Source organism: Mycobacterium sp. ST-F2 (assembly GCF_001905655.1).
GTDB lineage: Bacteria > Actinomycetota > Actinomycetes > Mycobacteriales > Mycobacteriaceae > Mycobacterium.
Window position 1 is genome coordinate 41,194 of sequence record NZ_JMHT01000060.1, and the last position, 22,146, is coordinate 63,339.

Below are 22,146 nucleotides of genomic sequence, written 5' to 3' on the forward strand. Positions count from 1 at the left end.
TGGACCTCACCCGACAGTGATGGCGTCCAACCGTTCCTTGATGAACTCCGAGGAGACCACGGGCGCCAGCCCGGACACCGCTCCGATGGGCGGCTGTAACGGGGTGATCAGCGCATCGTGGTTGGCTTCGTAGAAGTAGATCAGCGACACCAGGTCTTCTTCCGGTGCGTGCGGTTGTGGCGGCAGCACGCGGTGCCGTCCGGACGGCCAGCGTCGCCCGCTCCAATACTCCAGCAGGTCACCGATGTTCACCGTCAGCGCGCCGGGTTCCCAGGGCGCGTCCTGCCAGCCCTCGGCGTCGGAAGACACCTGCAGCCCACCGGCGCCCGGCTCCCGGTCGAGCACGGTGACGGTGCCGAAATCGGTGTGCGGGCCGATGCGGAATTGTCCGGGCTCGGGTTCACCGACGACGCTCACGGGCGGGTAGTGGTTGATGTTCATGGTCCACGTCGGCCGATCTGCCAGCGCGGCAAAAGGATTCGCTGGTAACCCCAGCGCGTGGGCGAACAGGGCCAGCAGATCGTCGGACAGCCGGCGCATCTGGGCGGTGTAGTCGTCCACCAATGTCTGCAGTGCGGGCACCTCGGCGGGCCATACGTTGGGGGCGAACCAGATTCGATCCACCTCCGGGTCCCCGGTCGAGGTTTCCGCGCCCAGACTGAAACTCTCTTTGAGATCGGGTGGCGTCTCGGTGCCCTCGGCGTAACCGTTGGCCTCGGCGCCCGGGCCGATCCAGCCGTGCCCGCCGACCGGCACCGAGTACCGCCGCTTCACCTCGTCGGGCAGGGCGAAGAACTCCCGGCTGGCCGCGCGGACCGCAGCGGCCAAACCCTGGTCCACCCCATGACCGGTGACCACGATGAAACCGGCGCGCTGCAGACCTTCGTCGACCTCTGCGGCCAGCGCATCGGCCTCGGCTCCACCGGCATACCAGCGGGAAATGTCCACTGTCGCAATGGCACTCACTCGCCGATATCCTCCGCCCACAATTCGGGACTGGCCGCGATGAACTCTGCCATCATGGCCACGCACCGCTCGTCGTCCAAAACCGTAACCGCCACACCGTGTTCGGCCAGCCAGTCATGACCGCCGTGGAACGTGCGGGCCTCACCGATCACCACCGCGCCGATGCCGAACTGCCGTACCAGCCCGCTGCAATACCAGCACGGCGAGAGCGTCGTCACCATGACAGTCGAGCCGTAGCCGCGCTGACGCCCGGCCGCGCGGAACGCGTCGGTCTCGGCGTGCACGGAGGGATCATCGTTCTGCACCCGACGGTTGTGGCCGGCGCCCAGGAGCTCACCATCGGCACGGAACAACGCCGCACCGATCGGAATACCACCTTCGGCCAACCCTTTTCGCGCTTCGGCGACCGCGACGTCGAGCATCTGCTCAGGGGTCATACGGCAGCGCATTCCGCGGAGATCTTCTTTCGACACAGCACCAGGTACGCGGCACCCGCGATGACGAAGCCGACGAAGAAGGTGATGTCGCCGAGTTTCGGCACCGCCCGGGCGATAAAGCCGACGAACTTCTCCTGGTTGGAGAACAACAGCACCGACAGCCCCAGCCCCAGCGCGAAGGACAACAGCCCCGGCCAGTTCGAGTACGAGCGGTCGTACAGATACCCGGCGATCTGTTGTCCACGGCGCAGATACTGATCGGCGAAGACCACACCCAGCCACGGTCCGATCCAGTAGGCGATCACCAGCAGGAACGCTTCATAGCTGTGCGCGGCATCGGGCAACGCCCACCACGCGATGAGGAAACCGGCCACGCCGAAGAAGACCGTCACCAGCGCCCGCGCGATATGCGGCGGCAACGTGATCCCGATGGTCACGAAAGCCATTGCCCCGGAATAGATATTGAGCGCGTTGGCGGCGATCGCACCGACCGCGATGGCCAGCAGGGTCGCCTTGGCGAGCCACGGACCAAGCTCGGCGGTGAATGACGCGGTCGGATTGGCCAAGCTCGCCGCGCCGAACGTCGTCGATGCCGCCCCGACGATCTCCAGGACCACACACGAGATGAACAACCCGGTGGAGGCGAAGAACCCCGTCGCGAAACTGGACACCGCCGACGGCAGATAGCGGGTGTAGTCCGCGGCGTAGGGGGTCCAGCCCGCCGCGTAACCGAACGCGGTACCGACGGTGAGCAGGAAGCCCCCGAGCCCGCCGACCCCGCCCGACGGCGCAGGCGCACCCAGATCCGCGTGCGCGAAAATTCCCACCGCTGCCGCGCCGAAGACGATGGCGAGCGCCGGGAACGACCACCGCTCGAACGCCTGCACCAGGTTGTGGCCGAAGAACGCGAATGCGGTCTGCACCACCACGATGATGATCAGGCCGACCAATGGTCCGAAGCCGAACAGGGTGGACAGGGCAAACGCACCGCTGACACTGTTGGTGGCGAACCAGCCGACGCCCGCGGTGATCGACATCAGCGTCGCGGGCAGCGCGTTGCCCTTGAACCCGAACGCCATTCGTCCCAGCACCATCTGCGGTACGCCATGCAGCGGTCCGCGCGCGGACAGGAAATAATGCGCGATGGCACCCAGCCCGGTCCCGATGATGATCCCGGCGACCGCCTGCCAGAAGCTCATGCCGAACGCGAGGACGGCCAGCATGCCGACGAACACCGTCGCGAATTCCAGGTTGGGCGACGTCCACGTCCAGAACAGCTGACTCGGCTTGCCGTGCCGGTCCGCCTCGGCGATGAATTCGTTGCCGCCGGGTTCGACCGCAGCGATCCTGTCCTTGTAGGTTCCGTCGGTGGTGGGTTCAACAGCCGTCATGCGAGGTAACTTTCGCACCGAACGGGGCACGCTGCCATTCGAATGAGGGCGTGCCGGCTAGAGAACCAGGCGGACCAGCGCGGCGGTGCGGGCCAGGCCCGGGAACGCCGCGGCCGTCGACCTCGGGTGCAGGGCATGCACTGCGAGCCGGAAGATCAAGGCGCGCAACAGCATCTGTGGCCACTCGGGCAGCGACGCCCAGCGTTCGATGAGACCGTCGTCGGCCTCGCCCCACGACAGCGCATCGACGACGACGACGCCCGCGGCCCACGACGCCGGCCGCCAATACGGCGTGATGTCGGTGATGCCGGGCGCGGCGGTACCGGCGAACAGCACGGTGCCGTAGAGGTCGCCGTGCACCAGCTGGCTCGGGTTACGGGTCGGCTTGCGCAGCGACGCAAGCTGATTGATCAGTTCGATCGAGCGGCGGCCGTCGGTGGTACCGGGCACCACCCGCGAGCCGGGCGGCAACGACTGCAGTGGCCGGTCTTCCCACGCGGCGCGGTCGGCGGCGATGAAGACGTCGACGTCGCTCCACGGCACCGCGGGCGGCTGCGTCAGGAAACGCGGACGCTCGAGCTTGGCCGTCGCCTCGTGCAGGCGCACCGCCGCCGAGACGATCTCGTCGTGCCGCGGTTCCGGGGTCCCGGTGACGAACGTGTCGGCGCGCCAGCCGGCGACGACGTAGCGGCCGTCGGTGGCGCGCACCGGACGGGCCAGCCGGACGCCGTCCACGAACAGCGTCTCGCGCACCTTGGCCGACCAGGAGGCCCGCGCATTGTCGGCGACCATGGACAGCACCACCTCGCCGCAGCGCCAGCCGCCCTCCCAGCTCGAGCCGAGCGGGACCGGCCGAAGACCGGTGAGGCCGAACGCCGTGAGCACATGTTCGGGAGGACGGTCGACGGTCACCCGATCAGACTAAGGTGTGCCCGCCCATCCCTGACGTCAGTACATGACCATGTCGGGCTCGAGTTGCCGCGCCCAGGCCACAATTCCGCCCTGCAGGTGCAGCGCGTCGGCGAATCCGGCCTGTTTGAGGGCGAGCAGGGCCTCGGCCGACCGGATCCCGGTCTTGCAGTACAGGACTGGAATCCGGTCCTGAGGCACGCGGGCCAGGCCCGCCCCGGAGTCGAGCGTCGACTTGGGGATCAGTTCGGCGCCCTCGATGTGGTTGATGGCCCACTCCGCGGGTTCGCGCACGTCGATCAGGGCGAGCGGCTTGCCGGCGTCGATCATCTCCCGCAGCTCGAGCGGAGTGACCGTCGAGTCGGCCGCCGCCTCGGCTGCCTCGTCAGACACCACGCCGCAGAACGCGTCGTAGTCGATGAGTTCGGTGATCATCGGCGTCGCCGGGTCCTTGCGAATCCCGATGGTCCGGTACGTCATGTCCAGGGCGTCGTAGATCATCAGCCGGCCCAGCAGCGTCTCACCCATGCCGGTGATCAACTTGATGGCCTCGGTGGCCATCACCGACGCGACGGACGCGCAGAGGATCCCGAGCACCCCACCTTCGGCGCATGACGGCACCGTGCCCGGCGCCGGCGGTTCCGGGTAGAGATCGCGGTAGTTGAGGCCGCGTCCGTCGGGGGCGTCCTCCCAGAACACCGACACCTGGCCGGAGAACCGGTAGATCGAGCCCCAGACGTACGGTTTGTGAGCCAGCACCGCGGCATCGTTGACGAGGTAGCGGGTGGCGAAGTTGTCGGTGCCGTCCAAGATCAGGTCGTACTGCTCGAACAGCGGCACCGCGTTGTCGGTGTCGAGCCGGAACTCGTGCAGGTTGACGGTGACCAGCGGGTTGATCCCCAGGATCGACTCGCGGGCGCTCTGGGCCTTGGACCGCCCGACGTCGGACTGGCCGTGGATGATCTGGCGTTGCAGGTTCGATTCGTCGACGACGTCGAACTCGACGATGCCGATGGTGCCGACGCCGGCCGCGGCCAGATAGAGCAGGGTCGGGGAACCCAGGCCCCCGGCGCCGATCACGAGTACGCGCGCGTTCTTGAGCCGCTTCTGCCCGTCGACGCCGAGGTCGGGGATGATCAGGTGGCGGCTGTACCGCGCCACCTCGTCGCGGGTCAGTTCGGCGGCCGGCTGCACCAGCGGCGGCAAGGAGCCGTTTTCCTCCTTGCGTCCGGACGGCGATGCCATGCCCTCAACAGTAATGACCGGCATCACGGGACATTTCGGGGCCGCTCGGCGGCGACGAGCGTGCGTTGCGTGTACGCCAAATACGGCGTGTCGGCGTACAGACACGGCCGCTCGCGGGAGAAAGCTACGGAATGGGGTACGGCCAGGAGTTGACGTGGCAGGTCTTGCCGTCGGCCTTGACCGACTCCGGGTCGAACTTGGCGTCGTCGTTGTTGTTGGTCGAGAACGTCTGCTGCATCATGATCGGCGCCAGCCCGCCGTTGTCACCGCAGGGCTCGTGCATCCGGAACCCGAGGGCGTGCCCGACCTCATGGTTGATCAGGTACTGGCGGTACGACCCGATGTCGCCCTGGAAGGGCACCGCGCCGCGCACCCACCGCGCCTCGTTGATGAACACGCGGGATTGGGCCTTGCCGCCGTCCGCCGGGAAGTAGGCCGGGTTGAAGCACGACGACTCCAGCGGGATGTCGTAGCCGCAGCCTTCGCGCACCGTCATCGGCGAGGTCAGGGACACCCGGAAATCGGGCTTCTCCGGCGAACTCTCGTCGAGGCGGGTGAAGGCGAACTTGCCGTCGTGCGTCCAGCTCTTGGGGTTGGCCAGCGTTTCGGCGACCATCCGCGCGAAGGCCTCATCCCCACCGAAGCTTGTGGTGTCGACGCCGTCCTCCACCTCGACGGTGTAGGTCACCGCCTTGGTGGTGCCCTGACCGACCTTGCCGGTGGTGCCCGGCACGATGTGCCAGGCCTTGGCGCCTGCCTCGGTGAACGGGCCACCGTCCGGGAGGATGCCGGTGGGCAGGTTGACGTCGAACTGGGTCAGGCCCTTGGGCGGCGCGCCGACGATCGCGGTGCTCGCCGAATTGATGGTGGGCTGACCGACCAGCGGTACGTGCGGATGCGCCGGCGCGACCGGATTGGGCCCGGAGACGCTCTGATAGACCACTATTCCCGTGATGACCGCCAGCGCGGGCAGGGCATACGCGCGCCAACCGTAGGTGGACACGAAGCGACCCAGCCAGGTCTGCTTGCGCCACTGCTGCCGGTCGTCGCGGTTCGCCCGGAGCCGCCCTGAGTCCTCGGCCACCGGATCCCGCTGCGCGCGCAAGGGCTCGTGCCACTCGTTGCGCACCACAGGGACGCGACCGGTGCCTCGGCCCGGGTCGTAGGTCACGGAACCAGGATGGCACAGAGCTGCGCGTACTCCGGTCAGGGCACGCCACGGTGCGTTCAAGAGGGACGGACACAATCGCCGAACCGCTGGTAGCACGCGGATGCCGCGAACTAACGGTAGTAGTGTCGTGGCGATAAACTGCCGGGTCGGTCAGCCTGAACAGCAAGTTGGGCGACCATGAACACCAGGGTCCTGACCGGTCCCTGAACAGTTGGTCACGGACATGTGTGCCGGACAATGCCAGATTGAGGACGTGATGAGCGAGGTTGCCAACACCTCTGACGCCAGAGGAACGCAAGCCGGAACCGACGGCGCGCAGGGCGGCCCGACCACGAATCGGCGGGGCAACCGGCTGCCTCGGGACGAACGGCGCGGCCAGCTGCTGGTCGCGGCCAGCGACGTGTTCGTCGACCGCGGCTACCACGCGGCCGGCATGGACGAGATCGCCGAGCGCGCCGGCGTCAGCAAGCCCGTTCTGTACCAACACTTCTCGTCGAAACTGGAGCTGTACCTGGCGGTGCTTCAGCGGCATGTCGACAACCTGCTGCAGGGCGTGCGCGGCGCGCTCAGCACCACCACCGACAACCGGCTGCGTCTGCGGGCCGCCGTCGAGGCGTTCTTCGACTTCATCGAGCACGACAGCCAGGGCTACCGGCTGATCTTCGAGAACGACTACGTCACCGAGCCACAGGTGTCGGCGCAGGTGAAGGTGGCCACCGACTCGTGCACCGACGCGGTGTTCGACCTGGTCAGCAGCGATTCGGGCCTGGAAGCGCACCGCGCCCGGATGATCGCCGTCGGGCTCGTCGCGATCAGCGTCGACTGTGCCCGCTACTGGCTCAACAACGACCGCCCGATCTCGAAAGACGCCGCCGTCGACGGCACGGTGCAGTTCGCCTGGGGCGGGCTGTCGCACGTTCCGCTCACCCGCTGACGCGGGCCCGACCGAACAAAACGGCCCCCTTCCGAAGAAGGGGGCCGTTTTTGCTGCCGGCGGGCGGTGTCAGTCCTTGCCGGTGACGCCGAAGCCGACCCGGCGGACGTCGGCCGCACCAATCTCGACGTAGGCGATCTTGGCGGTCTGCACCAGGAACCGGCGACCCTTCTCGTCGGTCAGCGCGAGCACGCCCGAATCCTGACCGAGCGCGTCGGTGACCAACTTCTCCACTTCGTCGGGAGTCTGCGCGCTGTTGAGGAACAGTTCGCGCGGGCTGTCGGTGACACCGATCTTGACCTCCACGCTGACCCCTTTCATTCGTTTCAAGGCTTCATTCGAGCTGCGATCGAACTCTCCTCAGGAGGCTAGTGGACGACGACGGCCGCGGTGGCCGGGGGGACGTTCGCCGGTGGCGAACCGGCATGGACGCCCCTGGCAAGGTCACGACGTCGTCACAGTTGCCGGCCCGAAATCCGCGCTCGGCGGCACCACTTTTCGAGGTCGCGAAGGGTTGTCTCGGCCCCCTCGACCGAACCGAGTCCCGACCGTTATCCGAGGGTCAGCGAGCCAACCTCATCCGTAACTTTCACACCATTAGCATCGTTGAGGTAAGTGATACTCGACCGGGGAAAGTCGCCATGAGCAGGACATATTCGCGATATTCAGCACCGTCGGGGGCGTCCACCGACAGCTACGGGGACACCCCCAGTTACCAGGGCTACAGCACCGGGTACGGCAGCACGGACTACATCCGTGACCGTGGCTACTCGTACGGCTCGTACAGTTCGTACGGCTCCTACGGCTCGGCCACCGACGTCGCCGACCGGCCCGCCGGTGAGTACACCAGCACCTACGGCGACACCGACCGGTTCACGGCAGCCGACGCGGACCACGAGACCGACGCCGCGTACGACGATTACGACGACGACGAGATCTACGAATACGAGGACGGCATCGACCGGCGCTGGGTCTGGGTCGCCGGCGTCGCCGGCGCCATCCTGCTGGTCGCGGTCATCTGCACCGTCGTGATCCTCGGCGGCGGCGACAGCGGGCCGGTCACGGCGCCCATCACGCCGCCGAGCACCAGCCAATCCGCCGCGCCCAGCGCGTCGGCCACACCGTCGGCCGCTCCCCGTCCGCGCGTGACGGCAGCACCGCCGGCCGCGTCGCTGGCACCCGAGACCGTCACCACCGTCACGCCCACCGCGGCTGCCCCGACACCGACCGAGGCCGTCCCGCCCGTCGACCCCGCGGCGGCCGCTCCCGCGGCACCCGCACCGAACACGGTGACGTACCGCATCACCGGCACCAAGTCACTGCTGGACCTGGTCACGGTGATCTACACCGACGGGCAGGGCGCGCTGCAGACCGATGTCAATGTGTCGCTGCCGTGGGCCAAGACGGTCACGCTGAACCCGGGCGTCACGCTGAGCTCGGTGACCGCCACCAGCGTCACCGGTCAGTTGAACTGCTCGATCAGTGACGGCACGGGCGCAGCGGTGGCCGCGCAGAACAACAACACGCTGATCACCACCTGCACCAGGTAATCAGCACGGCACCACGGAACCGGGTGCGTGAACTCAGCCGAGGCCGAGTTCGCGTACCCGGTTCTTGTGTGTCTCCTGCAGGCGCTCGAAGAACTCGGTCATCTGGGTCAGGCCCTCACCGCTGGAGAGCACCAGGTCGACGAGTTCGTCGTGCTCGGCCATCACGAACTGCGCCTGGGTGATGGCCTCTCCCAGCAGCCGCCGCGACCACAGCGCCAACCGGTGCCGCTGCCGGTCGCTGGCGCTGACCGCCGCGCGCACCTCGGCCACCACGAACTGGGAATGGCCCGTTTCCGACAGCACCGCGCGCACCACGTCGGCGGCCTCGGCGGGCAACGAACCGGCGATCTCGAGGTAGAAGTCCGCCGCCAGGGCGTCGCCGACATACGTCTTCACCAACGCCTCCAGCCACGTGCTCGGCGTGGTCAGACGGTGGTAATTCTCCAGTGCCGGAGCATATTTCGTCATCGCCGGGACGACGTCGACCCCGCGGTTCAGCAAGGCCTCGCGCAGTACATCGAAGTGGCCCATCTCAGCTGCGGCCATGCGCGCCAGGTTGATGCGGCCGGCCAGGTTCGGCGCCATGCGCGCCTCCTCGGTCAGCCGGTAGAACGCGGCGACCTCGCCGTACGCCAACAAGGCGAACAGCTCGTTCACACCGGGATGATCACCGGACACCGCCGGCTGCACCGGAGTTGCCGTCTGCTCGGGCAGCGCCTGGGACCTCGAAGGCGACGGGGAAGGCATGGCCCCAACTGTAGACCGCGACTCGCATCACAGCCGACCGGCGACGCGACCAGCTACAATGGTCTCGGCTGCGGCCAGATCCGATACGAGATCAGCCGCGACCAAGGAAATGTGCGTGCACGTGTTGGCCCTCGCCGGAACATCCGGCTGAATTCGGCAGATTCGCCCCGAGGGCCCAAGTGTTGATCGTCTGACTCGTGCGCGCGTGGACAACAGCGAGCACCGACTCCGATGACACTGGAAGGCACCCACGCCACCTCATGACCGCATTAACTGCAAAGACAACAGAAGAAAAAACATTCGCTGATCTGGGCGTTCGGGACGAAATCGTCCAGGCCCTCGCCGAGGACGGCAAGGCCCATCCGTTCGCCATCCAGGAGCTGACCCTGCCCCTGGCGCTCGCCGGCGACGACCTCATCGGCCAGGCCCGCACAGGCATGGGCAAGACCCTCGCGTTCGGTGTGCCGCTGCTGCACCGCGTCGCCTCCGACGCCTCGCTGCCGCTGACCGGCACCCCCCGCGCGCTCGTCGTGGTCCCGACCCGCGAGCTCTGCATCCAGGTCCATGGCGATCTGACGATGGCCAGCAAACATCTCAAGGCCGGGGAAAACGGGGAACGCAAGCTCCGCGTCGAAGCCATCTACGGTGGCCGCCCCTACGAGCCGCAGATCGAGGCCCTGCAGCAGGGCGTCGACGTCATCGTCGGCACCCCGGGCCGGCTCCTGGACCTCGCTCAGCAGGGACACCTGCAGCTCGGCGGCCTCAGCGTCCTGGTCCTCGACGAAGCCGACGAGATGCTGGACCTGGGCTTCCTGCCCGACATCGAGCGCATCCTGCGGCTGACCCCGGATTCGCGCCAGGCCATGCTGTTCTCGGCCACCATGCCGGACCCGATCATCACGCTGGCCCGCACCTTCATGAACCAGCCGACGCATATCCGCGCCGAGGCCCCGCATTCGGCGGCCACCCATGACTCCACCAAGCAGTACGTCTACCGCGCCCACGCGCTGGACAAGGTGGAGATGGTCAGCCGCATCCTGCAGGCCACCGGCCGCGGCGCGACCATGATCTTCACCCGCACCAAGCGCACCGCCCAGAAGGTGTCCGACGAGCTCGCCGAGCGCGGCTTCAAGGTCGGTGCTGTCCACGGTGACCTGGGCCAGATCGCCCGCGAGAAGGCCCTCAAGTCGTTCCGCAACGGGGATATCGACGTCCTGGTCGCGACCGACGTCGCGGCCCGCGGCATCGACATCGACGACATCACGCACGTCATCAACTACCAGATCCCCGAGGACGAAATGTCCTACGTGCACCGCATCGGCCGTACCGGCCGCGCCGGCAAGACCGGTATCGCCGTCACGCTGGTCGACTGGGACGAGCTGACCCGCTGGGCGCTCATCGACAAGGCCCTGAACCTGGATTGCCCGGATCCTGCCGAGACCTACTCCCGCTCGCCGCACCTGTACGAAGAGCTCGACATCCCCACCGACGTCACAGGCTCCATCGGTGCGTCCCGCTCCAAGCCCGCCAAGAAGTCGGCGTCGTCGGACCCCGAGCTCAAGCGCGAGTCGAGCGCCGACAAGGACCGTCCGGCGCGCAACCGCAGCCGGTCCCGTCGTCGCACCCGCGCCGGCGAGTCGGCCACCGGTCACGTCGAGGCGTCCGGTGCAGTCGAGGGCGACACCGCCGAAGCCGGTTCGCCGGCCGGTGACAGCCCCGCCGAGTCGAGCCACTCGGGTCGCCGCCGCCGGCGGCGTCGTCCGAACAAGGCCGCCTCGGAAGCCGCGGCCGTCGCCGCACCTGCCGCCGAATAGCCGCAGGTCGTCCGCGCCCTATGGTCAAACCGGAGCGACGTACCAAAGCTGATCTGATCGCCGCCGCGGCCATCGTCGTGGTGGTCGCCCTTGGCGCAGCAGCGATCTGGTGGCACAGCGACGCGCGGGCCACGGTCAGTCGTCCTGCCGACCACCCGATCCCGGCGTTGCACAACACGAAGACGGTCCCGACGACGCTGCGCGAAGTGTGGACCGCCGCCAGCAGCAAGACGACCCAACCGTCGGTCGTCGGCGGCGTCGTGGTGACCGGCGACGGTGACGAGATGCAGGGCCGCGACCCGGCCACCGGCAACAGCCTGTGGAGCTACTCGCGCGGCCGTGAGCTGTGCGGCGTCACGACGGTGTACCAGTTCGCGGTGGCCGTGTATCCGGACGGGCGCGGCTGTGGCCAGGCGAGCGCCATCGACGCGAGCACCGGACGCCGCGGCCCCGCCCGCAGCAGCCTGGCCGACGCCGAGGTGAAGTTGTCCACCGACGGCACGACGATCCTGTCCTACGGTGACAGCCGACTCGAACAGTGGCGCTCGGACCTGGTCCGGATGATCAGCTACGGCTACCTCGACGCGGTGGTCAAGCCCGGCGTCCCGGCTTCTCCCCTGTGCCGCTTGGTGTCCGCCGCGGCCAGCCCGGCGTCGGTGGCCGTCATGGAGGCCTGCCCCAAGCAGACCGACCTGAGGCTGACGCTGCTCAAGGCCGCCAAAGAAGAGGACCAGCCCGACGTCAAACGGGTGTCACTGCCCGGCGTCAGCGTCGACTCCGACGCCCAGGTGATCGCGGTGTCCGAGACCAAGACCGCGGTGTACGTGCCCACGCCGCAGCCGTGCGTCAACGTCATCGACGAAACCGGCAACACCATCGCCAGCACCTTGCTGCCGCATCCCCCGACCCCGGTGACCGCGGCGACGCGCGTCGGCGACGTCGTCACCTGGTACACCGGCGACTCGGTGATGGTCTTCGACGCCAACGGATTGCGCTACAAGTACACCGTGAGCGCGCAGGGCGGGCAGGCGCCGATCGGCCCGGCAACCGTACTGGCCGGGCATCTCCTGGTTCCGGTGACCAGTGGTTACGACACCTTCGACGCGCAGAGCGGCGCCGGCCAGACGCACATAGCGCTTGACCGCAAGCCCGTGAACACCGCCGTCATCCCGGCTGTCGCCGGTTCGATGCTGCTGGAGCAGCGGGGCAGCCAGCTGGTCGCGCTGGGTCAGTGACCCGAGCGGATCACACCTCGGGGGTGAAGACCGGCAGCGCCTTGTTCTTCTTCCAGTGCTTCAGCAGCGACTGCGCCAGCTCGCGATAGGCGATGGCGCCCTTGTTCTTTCGGCCCGCGAGGACCGATGAGCCCGACGCGCTGGCCTCGGCGAAACGCACCGTCCGTGGGATCGGCGGGGCGAGTACCACGAGGCTGTAGCGGTCGGCCACGTCGAGCAGGACGTCCCGGCTGTGGGTCGTGCGGGCGTCGTACAGCGTCGGCAGCGCGCCCAGCATCCGCAGGTCGGGGTTGGTGATCTGCTGCACGTCGTTGACGGTCCGCAGGAACTGGCCGACACCGCGGTGCGCCAGGGTCTCGCACTGCAGCGGCACGACGACGTCGTTGGCGGCGGTCAGTCCGTTGAGGGTCAGCACGCCAAGGGATGGCGGGCAGTCGATGATCACCACATCAAATTGATCGGCGACCTTCGCCAGCGCGCGCTTGAGCGCGTACTCGCGACCGGCCCGCATCAGCAGCATGGCCTCGGCGCCGGCCAGGTCGATGTTGGCCGGCAGCAGCGTCATGCCCTCGGCGGTCGAGACCAGGGCGACGTCGGGTTCCACGTCACCGAGCAGCACCTCGTGCACCGAGACGGGCAGCTTGTCCGGATCCTGGCCGAGGGAAAAGGTCAGACAGCCCTGCGGATCGAGGTCGACGAGCAGAACCCGCTGGCCTTCCTCGGTCAGCGCAGCACCCAGCGATGCCACTGTCGTCGTTTTTGCGACTCCACCTTTTTGGTTGGCGACCGCCAGTACCCGCGTCACGGTGCCCATCCTGACACGCGGCCATGTGGCGCCGCTCACCATGGGGCAGAATCTCGGGCGTGGATATTGCGGTCGACCCGCCAGCCGGGCTGCTGAAGCACCGGCTGCTGCTGCTTCGGCACGGCCAGACCGAATGGTCCCGCAGCGGCCGGCATACCGGGCGCACCGACCTGGAACTGACCGAGGAAGGCCTGCAGCAGGCCCGCAGCGCCGCCGACGCGCTGGCCGAGCTGAAGCTCGACGATCCCCTGGTGATCAGCAGTCCTCGCCGACGCGCCGTCGTCACTGCCGAACTGGCCGGGCTGGACGTCGCCGAGACGACCGAACTGCTGGCCGAGTGGGATTACGGCGACTACGAAGGGCTCACCACACCGCAGATTCGCGAGCAGGTCCCCGACTGGCTGGTGTGGACGCACGGCTGTCCCGGCGGCGAGAGCCTGGCCGACGTCAGTGCCCGCGCCGACCGCGCTGTGGCGCTGGCGCTCGAACACATGGCGACGCGCGACGTGGTGTTCGTCGGGCACGGCCATTTCTCCCGGGCCGTGATGACCCGCTGGATGGAGTTGCCGATCACCGACGGGATCCGCATCTCCATGGCAGCCGCGTCGATCTCGGTGTGCGGCTTCGAGCACGGCGTGCGCCAGCTGGTCGCGCTCGGCCTGACCGGTCACCCCAACCCGTGCCTGCCCGAGTGAACCCGGTTTTTGTCCTGGCGGGGCCCGATGGGGTCATGCTGGCCGACGGACCTGCGCGGGCCTTCCCGAACCTGGACGACGCCCGCCGGGCCCTGGCCGACGGTGATGTGCCGATTCTGGTGGGCGCCTTGCCTTTTGACCTGGACATGCCGGCAGCGTTGATGGCACCACCGGCCGTGACGTACGCCGACGCCCTGCCGTTCACCGACGACCGTCTGCCCCCGGTCCGGATCGCGGCCAGCGTGCCGTCGTCCGGCGAGCACCGGGCCCGGGTGGCGACGGCGGTGCAGGCCCTGCGTGATCCCGCGGCGGACCTGCACAAGGTGGTGTTGGCCCGGGCGCTGCAACTGGCCGCCGACGACGCGATCGACCCCTATGCCGTGTTGTCCCGGCTGGCCGAAGACCGCTCTGCCACAGCATTTTTCACCGACCTCAGCGCGGCCGGCCCACCGTACTCCGGCACCGCACTGATCGGTGCGAGCCCCGAGCTGCTGGTGGCCCGCAGCGGTGACGTGGTGACGTGCAAGCCGTTCGCGGGGTCGGCGCCGCGCTCGTCGGATCCCGAGACCGACGCCGCCAACCGCGCCGCGCTGGCGTCCTCGGCCAAGAACCGGCACGAGCACCAACTGGTGGTCGACATCATGCGCGATGCGCTGGAACCGCTGTGCGCGGAGTTGGACATCGCCGCCGAGCCACAGGTCAGTGCCACCTCGGCGGTCTGGCATCTGAGCACCCCGATCGTCGGACGGCTGCGCGAACCCGCCACGACCGCACTGGATTTGGCCATCGCGCTGCACCCGACACCGGCGGTCGGCGGGGTGCCGACCGCGGCGGCGGCCCGGCTCATCACGGAGTTGGAGGGCGACCGCGGGTTCTACGCCGGCGCGGTCGGCTGGTGTGACGGCGCCGGCGACGGCCGCTGGGTGGTGTCGATCCGCTGCGGGCAGCTGTCGGCGGATCGACGGTCCATCGACGCCCGGGCCGGCGGCGGGATCGTCGCCGAATCGGACCCCGATGACGAAGTCACCGAGACCACAACAAAATTCAGGACGATGCTGACTGCGTTGGGAGTACCAGAATGACCGTGACCATCCGCCCCGCCGTGCCCGGCGACGAAGTCGAGATCACCGCGATGATCCATGAACTGGCCGCCTTCGAGAAGGCCGCGGACCAGTGCACGGTGACCGAGGCCCAGATTCGCATCGCACTGTTCGGTGGCGCCGACTCGGGTCAGGCCGCCGTCTCGGGCCATTTCGTCGAGGTCGACGGTCGGCCGGCCGCGTTCGCCCTGTGGTTCCTGAACTTCTCGACGTGGGACGGCGTCTCCGGCATCTACCTCGAGGATCTGTTCGTGCGCCCCGACTTCCGGCGCCGCGGCCTGGCCCGCAAGCTCCTGTCCACCCTGGCACAGGAATGCGTCGAGCGCGGCTACTCCCGGCTGCAGTGGGCGGTGTTGAACTGGAACGTCAATGCCATCGCCCTGTACGACGAGGTCGGCGGCAAGCCGCAGACCGAGTGGACGACCTACCGGGTGTCGGGCCCCGAGCTGACGGCACTGGCCCAGGGCTGACCTGACGAACACCGGTGTCCGCCTGCGATTCCGGTGTTAATCTGCGCCCGGGTCAACCGGAGGGACGGCAATGCGATTCCATCGTCGAAAACTGCTGTCCAGGGTGAGCATCCAGTCGAAGCTCGTCGTGATGCTGGTGCTGTGCACCATCGTGGCCGCAACCGTCGTCGGCGTCATCGGGTTCCGGGCCGGCCGCGCCTCCCTGCGCGACTCGGCGATGAACCGTCTCACCGAACTTCGCCAGTCGCAGTCCCGCGAGCTCAAGGACCAGCTCTCTGATCTGAAGAACTCGATGATCATCTACGCGCGCGGCGCCCACACCCAGGCCGCGCTGGTCGACTTCACCGCAGGATTCGACGCACTGGCAGACAAGCCCATCAACCCGCCGCAGTCGCAGGCGATCACCGACTACTACACCAACACTTTTCTCAAGGAAGTCCAGCAGTCCAGCGGCGCCAAGCTGAACGTCGATCAATTGCTGCCGAGGGACAACGCCCAGCGGTACCTGCAGGCGAACTACACCGCCGTGCGCAAGGACGACGACGCGGCCATCAACGTCGACGATGCGCATGACGGCAGCATCTGGTCGGCAGCCAACGCCAAGTATCAGGATTTCTTCCGCCAGATCGTCAACCGGTTCGAATTCCAGGACGCCATCCTGCTCGACAACCGGGGCAACATGGTCTACACCGCGTACAAAGACGTCGACCTGGGCACCAACATCCTCACCGGGCCTTACAGCGGCTCCAAACTCCGTGGCGCATACGAGAAAGCAATGTCAGCGAACTCGGTCGACTACGTGGGCATCACCGATTTCGAGATCTACCAACCGGCGGAGAACCAACCCACGGCCTGGATGGTCACGCCGATCGTGATGGCGGGACGCGCGATGGGCGCACTCGCCCTCCAGTTCCCGATCTCGAAGATCAACCGGCTCATGACCTTCGACAAACGCTGGAACGAATCGGGTCTGGGCAACACCGGTGAGGTCTTCCTGGTCGGTCCCGATGATCTGATGCGGTCGGATTCCCGGATGTTCCTGCAGGATCCGCAGGCCTACAAGCGCGACGTCGTCGCGGCGGGCACGCCGGCCGACGTCGCCGACCGCGCTATTCAATTGGGCGGCACGACACTCGTGCAACCGGTGCCGCCGGAGACCAACCGGCAGGCCCTACGCGGCGAGTCGGGCACCAAGCTGTCCACCGACTATCTGGGCCACGAGGTCCTCCTGGCCTACGCCCCCATCGTGATTCCCGACGCCGAGCTGCACTGGACCATCATCGGCAAGATAGACACCGCGGAGGCCTTCCAGCGGGAGACCGCGTTCACCCGCACCATGGTGTTGACGACGGTCGGGATCATCTTCGTCGTCTGCATCGCGGCGATGTTCCTGGCGCAGCTGTTCGTCCGGCCCATCCGGCGGCTCGAAGCCGGTGCGCAACGGATCAGCGCCGGCGACTACAACGTCACCGTCCCCGTCGAGACGCGAGACGAGATCGGTGAGCTGACAGAGGCTTTCAACGAGATGAGCCGAAGTCTGACCGTCAAAGAGGAGCTCCTGGTCGAGCAACGCAAGGAGAACGCGAAGCTCCTGGCGCTGCTGATGCCCGAACCCGTCGCCGAGCGCTACCAGCAGGGCGAGGAGATCGTCGCCGAGGAGCACCAGAACGTCACCGTGATCTTCACCGAGATTCTGGGGCTGGACCGGCTGCAGGCCGAGCTGACCTCCGCCGGGTCACTCGCGGTCGTCACCGAGATCGAGCGCCAATTCGACGCGGCCGCAGACAGTCTCGGCATCGAGCGCGGCCGCCCCATCCGCAACGGCTACCTGGGTAGCTGCGGTCTCAACGTACCGAGGCTGGACAACGTGCGCCGGACCGTCGACTTCGCGCTGGAATGCCAACGGATCATCGAACGGTTCAACAGTGAATCCGGTCATCACCTGAGCCTGCGGGCCGGCATCGACACCGGCACCGTCAGCAGCGGCCTCGGCGGTCAGCACTCCGTGGTGTACGACATGTGGGGTGCGGCGGTGAACGTCGCCTACCAGGTCAAGAGCGGTTCACCGCAACCGGGAATCGACGTCACCGACCGGGTGTACCAGGCGCTGCAGGCCACCATGACCTTCACGTCCGTCGGCACGATATCGGTCGACGGGCACGACGAGCCGATCTGGCGATTGGTGGAGCCGCGGTGATCGCCGACGTGTTCACCTCGGCCTGGTTCTACTGGGCCGTGGGCGTCGCCATCGGATTGCCGATCGGGCTGGTTGCGCTCACCGAATGGCAGCACGCGCTCCGCCGTAAACAGAGCTTCCTGCTGCGGCCGGTGACCGTACTGCGCAACTACCTGCTGCCACTGGGCGCCCTCCTGCTCCTGCTGACCGAGGCCCGGCAGGTACCCGCGGGATCCACCTCCGTACGCACCGTCGCAACGCTTTTCGCGTTCGTCGTGCTGGTCCTGCTGTTGTCCGGGGTGAACGCCGCCCTGTTCCAGGGCGCGCCGGCCGGGACCTGGCGCAAGCGGGTTCCGACGATCTTCGTCGACGTCGCGCGGTTCGTGCTCATCGCGGTCGGGCTCGCGGTCATCTTTTCGTACATCTGGGGCGCGAACGTCCGCGGCCTGTTCACCGCGCTGGGCATCACGTCGATCGTCATCGGCCTGACGCTGCAGAATTCGGTCGGCCAGATCATCTCGGGCCTGCTGATGCTGTTCGAGCAGCCGTTCCAGATCGGCGATTGGCTGGACACCGCCGCCGCCCGCGGCCGGGTGGTCGAAGTCAACTGGCGCGCAGTGCATCTGGAGACCGGCGCCGGAACGCTGATCACCCCCAACTCGGTGCTCGCCGGCGCGTCGTTCACCAATCTGAGCCGGCCGGCCGACGCGCACTCGCTCACGGTGACGACGATCTTCTCGCTCGACGATCCACCGAATCAGGTGTGCGCCATGCTGACCCGGCTGGCCGCCGACCTGCCCATGCGCCGCCGCGAGGGCACCGTGTCGTCGACCCCGGCGGGCGGCCTCACGTACCAGACCAGCATTCCGCTGCACTCCCCCGCCGACGACGCGGCCACGAAAACCCTCTTCCTGCAATGGGTCTGGTACGCCTCCCGGCGGATGGGTCTGCACCTGGACGAAGCCGACGACGAGTTCTCGACACCCGAACGGCTCGCGGAGGCAGTCAGCCGTGTCATCGCGCCGACGTTGCAATTGAGCGCCGAGGAACAGACCGAGCTGGCACCGGTCGCGACCCTGGAACGCTACGCGATCGGCGAGGCCATCCAGCGTGCCGGCGAGGTGCCGGAAGGGATGCGATTCATCGTTTCGGGTCGCATCCAGCTGACGACGGGCACCGCCGACGAGCCGGGTGCGGTGATCGGAATCCTCGACGAGGGCGGCTATCTCGGCCAGAGCACACTGACCCGCCAACCGGTCATCGGCAGCGCCCACGCGCTCGACGAGGTGACGGTGGTGCACGTCGAGCGGGACTACATCGAGACGGTGGTGCAGCGAAATCCGGTGCTGCTACAGGAATTCGGCCGGGTCATCGAGGACCGCCGAGCCCACGCCCAGCGTGCCCTGACCGCCGAGTGAAATCCTCAGTCCTGCTTTGAAATCCACTGCACGGTCGACGGGCTGAACAACAACCCGAGCGTGACGACGGCGACCAGCCCGACCGCGATGGCGTACTGCAGTTGATGGGATTGGAAGATGTACCAGGCAACTCCGAGCAACAGCAGGTTGGCGAACACCCCGATACCGCGGCCCCAGCGCCGTCCGGTGATCAGTGCCCAGCCGCCGGCGAGCACGCCGCCGCAGATGCACACCAGCCAGATCGCATTGCCGTAACCGCTGACGATGTGCTGGTCGGCGCCGGCGAGCCCGCGCACCACGTACACGGCAGCCCCGATCAACCCGAGTACGCCTTCCGCGGCGACCAGGAATCCGGCCCGGCGCACGGCCGGCGGATGGATCGTCGGATCACTCACCGCGACAACCGATCCGCCAGATACCGCACCGCCAGCTCGTAACCAAGCGGCCCCGCGCCGGCGATCACCGTCTCGGCGACGGCCGACACGTAGGAGTGGTGCCGGAAAGCCTCGCGCTTGTGGATGTTGCTCAAATGTACTTCGGCAACAGGCAATTCGACCGCGGTGAGCGCGTCGGCGATGGCCACCGACGTGTGGCTGTAGGCGGCAGGATTGATCACGATGCCGACACAGTCGGTGCGTGCCGCCTGGATCGCATCGACCAACGCGCCCTCGTGGTTACTCTGCACCGCGCGCACGGAGAAGCCGAGTTGTGCGGCCAGGTCGGTGACGGCCTGCTCGATCTGCGCCAGGGTGGTCGAGCCGTAGATTTCCGGCTGGCGCGTGCCCAGCAGATTCAGGTTTGGCCCGTTGACGAGGAGCAGACGGCGATCGGTCACCTGACCACGGTACCGGCTGCGAACAGGCAGAATTGGCCGGTGCCGATCAACACGGGGCCGTGTCGCTGCGATACCGGGATGGACTACGCCGCCTGTTGCGGCCCGCTGCACCACGGCGAACGTTCCGCCGCCACCGCCGTGGCGCTGATGCGTTCCCGGTTCACGGCTTTCGCGCTCGGCGAAGTCGGCTACCTTCTGGCCACGTGGCACCCGAGCACCCGCCCGGCAACTCTCGACCTTGACGACGACGTCGTGTGGCGCCGGCTGCAGATCGTCGACACCGAGGCCGGGGGCGCGGACGATCAGACCGGCGTGGTGCAGTTCCGCGCCCAGTACGTACAGGGCGGCAGCCGGCACATCCTGCACGAACGCAGCCGCTTCACCCGCGACCGTGGCGGCCGCTGGCTGTACGTCGACGGCGATTTCGTGGAGTAGCCCCACCCAACGGGCCGACCGGGTTGCCGACGGTCGTGGCGCCGATAGGCTCGTCACCCGTGCGTGCCGTGCTGATCGTGAACCCGAACGCGACCTCGACCACCCCGGCAGGCCGGGACCTACTTGCCCATGCGCTGGAAAGCCGCGTCGACCTGACCGTCGCGCATACCGACCATCGGGGCCATGCCATCGAGATCGGCCACCAGGCTGCTGCTGACGGCACCGACGTGGTGATCGTGCACGGTGGCGACGGCACGGTGAACGAGGTGGTCAACGGCATCCTGGGGCACGCGAACGGCGTGCCCGGTGCCTCCAACACCGCCGTCGGTGTGGTGCCCGGCGGTTCGGCGAACGTCTTCGCGCGGGCCCTGGGCATCAGCCCCGATCCGCTGGAGGCCACCAACCAGCTCGTCGACCTGCTCGATGGGGCGAGCGAAGCGACGGGACAGGGCGATGGGTACCGGCACGATGTTCCCTGGCGGCGCATCGGCCTGATGGATTGCGGTGACCGCTGGTCGGTGTTCACGGCCGGGATGGGTGTCGACGGTGAGGTCGTGGCCGCCGTCGAGGCACAGCGCGCCAAGGGCCGCAAGGTCACCGCGTCGCGGTATATCCGGGTGGCGATCCGCGAGGCCGTCGGCAGCGCCCGCAAGCCCCCGCGGCTGACGCTGCACCTGCCGAACCGGGAGCCGATCCCCGGCGTGCACTTCGCGTTCGTCTCGAACGCCAGCCCGTGGACCTACGCCAACAGCCGGCCGGTCTGGACCAACCCGACGACGACGTTCGAGACGGGGCTGGGTGTGTTCGCGACCACGAGCATGGGCATCTGGGCCAACCTTCGATTGCTGCGACGGATGCTGTCGCGTACGCCACAGATCGAGGGCCCCCACCTGATCCGCGACGACGACCTGCCGTGGCTGCGCGTGACAAGTGACACACCGATCGCGTGCCAAATTGACGGAGATTTCGTTGGCCTGCGCGAAAGCATGACGTTCACGTCGGTGCCGGCGGCTCTCAATGTGGTCGCGCCCCCGGCAATAGCACAGTGACCAGCGATCTTGATAACACTTTGCAAAATTTAGGGCGCAGGTGGGCCAAGTGTAGTACAACTGGTTCAGGGACCTGCCAACCCGGGTCCGCAGTGACATTGCCCACGAGTTAACGCGCCGCTATTGACATCTGTCCAGCCTGTGAAAACATCAGATGCAACAGTGCAGAAACATTTCGTGTGCACCCGTTAACAGCCGAAGTGATAAAACCTTGCGCGCTTTGCTGCGCGCCCAGTGAGGAGTGTTGACCATGGATTGGCGCCACAAGGCGGTCTGTCGCGACGAGGATCCGGAACTGTTCTTCCCCGTGGGAAACAGCGGCCCGGCCATCGCTCAGATCGCTGACGCGAAGCTCGTGTGCAACCGCTGCCCGGTGACCACCGAGTGCCTGAGCTGGGCGCTTGAGTCCGGCCAGGACGCGGGCGTCTGGGGCGGCATGAGCGAAGACGAGCGTCGCGCGCTGAAGCGTCGCAACGCGCGCACCAAGGCTCGCACCGGCGTCTAGCCACCACGGCATTCGAAAAATGACCCCGGCGACGAGCCGGGGTCATTTTTTGTGGGTCGCGCAGACGACGGGCACCGGACACGAATGTGCCGTCAGATCGTCGAAACGGCGATTTTCGCGATCTGTACGCACGCTCGCGTGGGTGACCTCAACGCGAAACATGTTGCGCGGCTCGGCCGCTCAGGCCTACTGCGCGGCTCGGCCGCTGTGCCTACTGCGCGGCTCGGCCGCTCAGGCCTACTGCGCGGCTCGGCCGCTC

At 67.6% G+C, this 22,146-nt stretch carries 23 protein-coding genes; 12 read left to right on the plus strand and 11 right to left on the minus strand.

Annotated features, from left to right (window positions below; genetic code table 11):
* Nucleotides 1-6: 6 nt before the first annotated feature.
* From EB75_RS20795 to EB75_RS20820, 6 genes are all read right to left on the minus strand, one after another.
* Nucleotides 7-966, minus strand: coding sequence for an isopenicillin N synthase family dioxygenase (locus tag EB75_RS20795; RefSeq protein ID WP_073697165.1), 960 nt, complete (start codon nucleotides 964-966; stop codon nucleotides 7-9).
* Nucleotides 963-1,403, minus strand: coding sequence for a nucleoside deaminase (locus EB75_RS20800; protein ID WP_073697166.1), 441 nt, complete (start codon nucleotides 1,401-1,403; stop codon nucleotides 963-965). Before EB75_RS20800 ends, EB75_RS20795 begins: the two co-directional genes overlap by 4 nt.
* Complete coding sequence (locus EB75_RS20805; protein ID WP_073697167.1) at nucleotides 1,400-2,794, minus strand: purine-cytosine permease family protein; 1,395 nt, start codon at nucleotides 2,792-2,794, stop codon at nucleotides 1,400-1,402. Before EB75_RS20805 ends, EB75_RS20800 begins: the two co-directional genes overlap by 4 nt.
* Nucleotides 2,795-2,851: 57 nt before the next feature.
* Nucleotides 2,852-3,706, minus strand: a complete 855-nt coding sequence (locus tag EB75_RS20810) for a TIGR02569 family protein (protein WP_073697168.1) — start codon at nucleotides 3,704-3,706, stop codon at nucleotides 2,852-2,854.
* 36 nt (nucleotides 3,707-3,742) lie between these two features.
* Entirely contained in the window at nucleotides 3,743-4,948 is a 1,206-nt protein-coding gene (moeZ, locus tag EB75_RS20815; protein ID WP_073697169.1) for an adenylyltransferase/sulfurtransferase MoeZ, read from the minus strand.
* Nucleotides 4,949-5,072: 124 nt separating this feature from the next.
* The gene (locus EB75_RS20820) at nucleotides 5,073-6,119 is read right to left on the minus strand and encodes a DUF3152 domain-containing protein (RefSeq protein WP_073697170.1); all 1,047 of its coding nucleotides are present in this window, start codon (nucleotides 6,117-6,119) and stop codon (nucleotides 5,073-5,075) included.
* A gap of 256 nt (nucleotides 6,120-6,375) precedes the next feature.
* Between EB75_RS20820 and fasR the strand changes: the two genes are divergently transcribed.
* The gene (gene fasR, locus EB75_RS20825) at nucleotides 6,376-7,053 is read left to right on the plus strand and encodes an HTH-type transcriptional activator FasR (protein WP_073697185.1); all 678 of its coding nucleotides are present in this window, start codon (nucleotides 6,376-6,378) and stop codon (nucleotides 7,051-7,053) included.
* Nucleotides 7,054-7,122: 69 nt separating this feature from the next.
* On the opposite strand, the gene EB75_RS20830 is transcribed toward fasR, so the two are convergent.
* Complete coding sequence (locus EB75_RS20830; RefSeq protein WP_073697186.1) at nucleotides 7,123-7,359, minus strand: DUF3107 domain-containing protein; 237 nt, start codon at nucleotides 7,357-7,359, stop codon at nucleotides 7,123-7,125.
* 335 nt (nucleotides 7,360-7,694) lie between these two features.
* On the opposite strand from EB75_RS20830, the gene EB75_RS20835 reads away from it, so the two are divergent.
* A complete protein-coding gene (locus EB75_RS20835) occupies nucleotides 7,695-8,603 on the plus strand; it encodes a hypothetical protein (RefSeq protein WP_073697171.1) in 909 nt (302 codons plus the stop codon).
* A gap of 33 nt (nucleotides 8,604-8,636) precedes the next feature.
* Here the strand turns inward: EB75_RS20835 and EB75_RS20840 are convergent, their stop codons facing one another.
* The gene (locus tag EB75_RS20840) at nucleotides 8,637-9,350 is read right to left on the minus strand and encodes a ferritin-like fold-containing protein (protein WP_073697172.1); all 714 of its coding nucleotides are present in this window, start codon (nucleotides 9,348-9,350) and stop codon (nucleotides 8,637-8,639) included.
* A 260-nt stretch (nucleotides 9,351-9,610) separates the two neighbouring features.
* Between EB75_RS20840 and EB75_RS20845 the strand changes: the two genes are divergently transcribed.
* Nucleotides 9,611-11,164: a DEAD/DEAH box helicase gene (locus tag EB75_RS20845; RefSeq protein WP_073697173.1), complete on the plus strand. Its 1,554-nt coding sequence runs from the start codon at nucleotides 9,611-9,613 to the stop codon at nucleotides 11,162-11,164.
* Nucleotides 11,165-11,184: 20 nt separating this feature from the next.
* Nucleotides 11,185-12,399, plus strand: a complete 1,215-nt coding sequence (locus tag EB75_RS20850) for an Rv3212 family protein (RefSeq protein WP_073697174.1) — start codon at nucleotides 11,185-11,187, stop codon at nucleotides 12,397-12,399.
* Between the two features lie 10 nt (nucleotides 12,400-12,409).
* Here EB75_RS20850 and EB75_RS20855 read toward each other — a convergent pair whose 3' ends face one another.
* Nucleotides 12,410-13,213, minus strand: coding sequence for a ParA family protein (locus EB75_RS20855; RefSeq protein ID WP_073697187.1), 804 nt, complete (start codon nucleotides 13,211-13,213; stop codon nucleotides 12,410-12,412).
* A 50-nt stretch (nucleotides 13,214-13,263) separates the two neighbouring features.
* On the opposite strand from EB75_RS20855, the gene EB75_RS20860 reads away from it, so the two are divergent.
* The 5 genes from EB75_RS20860 to EB75_RS20880 all read left to right on the plus strand — a co-directional run bounded on the left by EB75_RS20860 (nucleotide 13,264) and on the right by EB75_RS20880 (nucleotide 19,063).
* A complete protein-coding gene (locus EB75_RS20860; protein ID WP_083612470.1) occupies nucleotides 13,264-13,899 on the plus strand; it encodes an acid phosphatase in 636 nt (211 codons plus the stop codon).
* Nucleotides 13,900-13,934: 35 nt separating this feature from the next.
* A complete protein-coding gene (locus EB75_RS20865; protein WP_073697175.1) occupies nucleotides 13,935-14,981 on the plus strand; it encodes an isochorismate synthase in 1,047 nt (348 codons plus the stop codon).
* Nucleotides 14,978-15,469 (plus strand): GNAT family N-acetyltransferase, encoded by a 492-nt coding sequence (locus EB75_RS20870; protein ID WP_073697176.1) that lies wholly within the window; start codon nucleotides 14,978-14,980, stop codon nucleotides 15,467-15,469. The genes EB75_RS20865 and EB75_RS20870 overlap by 4 nt, the downstream gene beginning before the upstream one ends.
* Nucleotides 15,470-15,539: 70 nt before the next feature.
* Nucleotides 15,540-17,666 carry an adenylate/guanylate cyclase domain-containing protein gene (locus EB75_RS20875; protein WP_073697177.1) on the plus strand — a complete coding sequence of 709 codons (2,127 nt, stop codon included), beginning with the start codon at nucleotides 15,540-15,542 and terminating at the stop codon, nucleotides 17,664-17,666.
* Complete coding sequence (locus tag EB75_RS20880; protein ID WP_073697189.1) at nucleotides 17,666-19,063, plus strand: mechanosensitive ion channel domain-containing protein; 1,398 nt, start codon at nucleotides 17,666-17,668, stop codon at nucleotides 19,061-19,063. Before EB75_RS20875 ends, EB75_RS20880 begins: the two co-directional genes overlap by 1 nt.
* Before the next feature lie 5 nt (nucleotides 19,064-19,068).
* On the opposite strand, the gene EB75_RS20885 is transcribed toward EB75_RS20880, so the two are convergent.
* Both EB75_RS20885 and aroQ read right to left on the minus strand, forming a co-directional pair.
* Nucleotides 19,069-19,458, minus strand: a complete 390-nt coding sequence (locus tag EB75_RS20885) for a hypothetical protein (protein WP_073697178.1) — start codon at nucleotides 19,456-19,458, stop codon at nucleotides 19,069-19,071.
* The gene (aroQ, locus tag EB75_RS20890) at nucleotides 19,455-19,898 is read right to left on the minus strand and encodes a type II 3-dehydroquinate dehydratase (protein WP_073697179.1); all 444 of its coding nucleotides are present in this window, start codon (nucleotides 19,896-19,898) and stop codon (nucleotides 19,455-19,457) included. Before aroQ ends, EB75_RS20885 begins: the two co-directional genes overlap by 4 nt.
* 78 nt (nucleotides 19,899-19,976) lie before the next feature.
* On the opposite strand from aroQ, the gene EB75_RS20895 reads away from it, so the two are divergent.
* The 3 genes from EB75_RS20895 (at nucleotide 19,977) to whiB1 (ending at nucleotide 21,887) form a co-directional block, all read left to right on the plus strand.
* Nucleotides 19,977-20,333, plus strand: a complete 357-nt coding sequence (locus EB75_RS20895; protein ID WP_073697180.1) for a YchJ family protein — start codon at nucleotides 19,977-19,979, stop codon at nucleotides 20,331-20,333.
* Between the two features lie 59 nt (nucleotides 20,334-20,392).
* The gene (locus tag EB75_RS20900; RefSeq protein WP_073697181.1) at nucleotides 20,393-21,382 is read left to right on the plus strand and encodes a diacylglycerol/lipid kinase family protein; all 990 of its coding nucleotides are present in this window, start codon (nucleotides 20,393-20,395) and stop codon (nucleotides 21,380-21,382) included.
* Nucleotides 21,383-21,632: 250 nt separating this feature from the next.
* Complete coding sequence (gene whiB1 / locus EB75_RS20905) at nucleotides 21,633-21,887, plus strand: transcriptional regulator WhiB1 (protein WP_043392449.1); 255 nt, start codon at nucleotides 21,633-21,635, stop codon at nucleotides 21,885-21,887.
* Nucleotides 21,888-22,146 lie beyond the last annotated feature (259 nt).

Bases quoted from the DNA above. Each gene is read 5' to 3' on its own strand.
- EB75_RS20800 (WP_073697166.1), bottom strand. From the start codon at position 1,403: ATGACCCCTGAGCAGATGCTCGACGTCGCGGTCGCCGAAGCGCGAAAA.
- EB75_RS20805 (WP_073697167.1), bottom strand. From the start codon at position 2,794: ATGACGGCTGTTGAACCCACCACCGACGGAACCTACAAGGACAGGATC.
- moeZ (WP_073697169.1), bottom strand. From the start codon at position 4,948: ATGGCATCGCCGTCCGGACGCAAGGAGGAAAACGGCTCCTTGCCGCCG.
- fasR (WP_073697185.1), top strand. From the start codon at position 6,376: ATGAGCGAGGTTGCCAACACCTCTGACGCCAGAGGAACGCAAGCCGGA.
- EB75_RS20835 (WP_073697171.1), top strand. From the start codon at position 7,695: ATGAGCAGGACATATTCGCGATATTCAGCACCGTCGGGGGCGTCCACC.
- EB75_RS20840 (WP_073697172.1), bottom strand. From the start codon at position 9,350: ATGCCTTCCCCGTCGCCTTCGAGGTCCCAGGCGCTGCCCGAGCAGACG.
- EB75_RS20845 (WP_073697173.1), top strand. From the start codon at position 9,611: ATGACCGCATTAACTGCAAAGACAACAGAAGAAAAAACATTCGCTGAT.
- EB75_RS20850 (WP_073697174.1), top strand. From the start codon at position 11,185: ATGGTCAAACCGGAGCGACGTACCAAAGCTGATCTGATCGCCGCCGCG.
- EB75_RS20855 (WP_073697187.1), bottom strand. From the start codon at position 13,213: ATGGGCACCGTGACGCGGGTACTGGCGGTCGCCAACCAAAAAGGTGGA.
- EB75_RS20865 (WP_073697175.1), top strand. From the start codon at position 13,935: ATGCTGGCCGACGGACCTGCGCGGGCCTTCCCGAACCTGGACGACGCC.
- EB75_RS20870 (WP_073697176.1), top strand. From the start codon at position 14,978: ATGACCGTGACCATCCGCCCCGCCGTGCCCGGCGACGAAGTCGAGATC.
- EB75_RS20875 (WP_073697177.1), top strand. From the start codon at position 15,540: ATGCGATTCCATCGTCGAAAACTGCTGTCCAGGGTGAGCATCCAGTCG.
- EB75_RS20895 (WP_073697180.1), top strand. From the start codon at position 19,977: ATGGACTACGCCGCCTGTTGCGGCCCGCTGCACCACGGCGAACGTTCC.
- whiB1 (WP_043392449.1), top strand. From the start codon at position 21,633: ATGGATTGGCGCCACAAGGCGGTCTGTCGCGACGAGGATCCGGAACTG.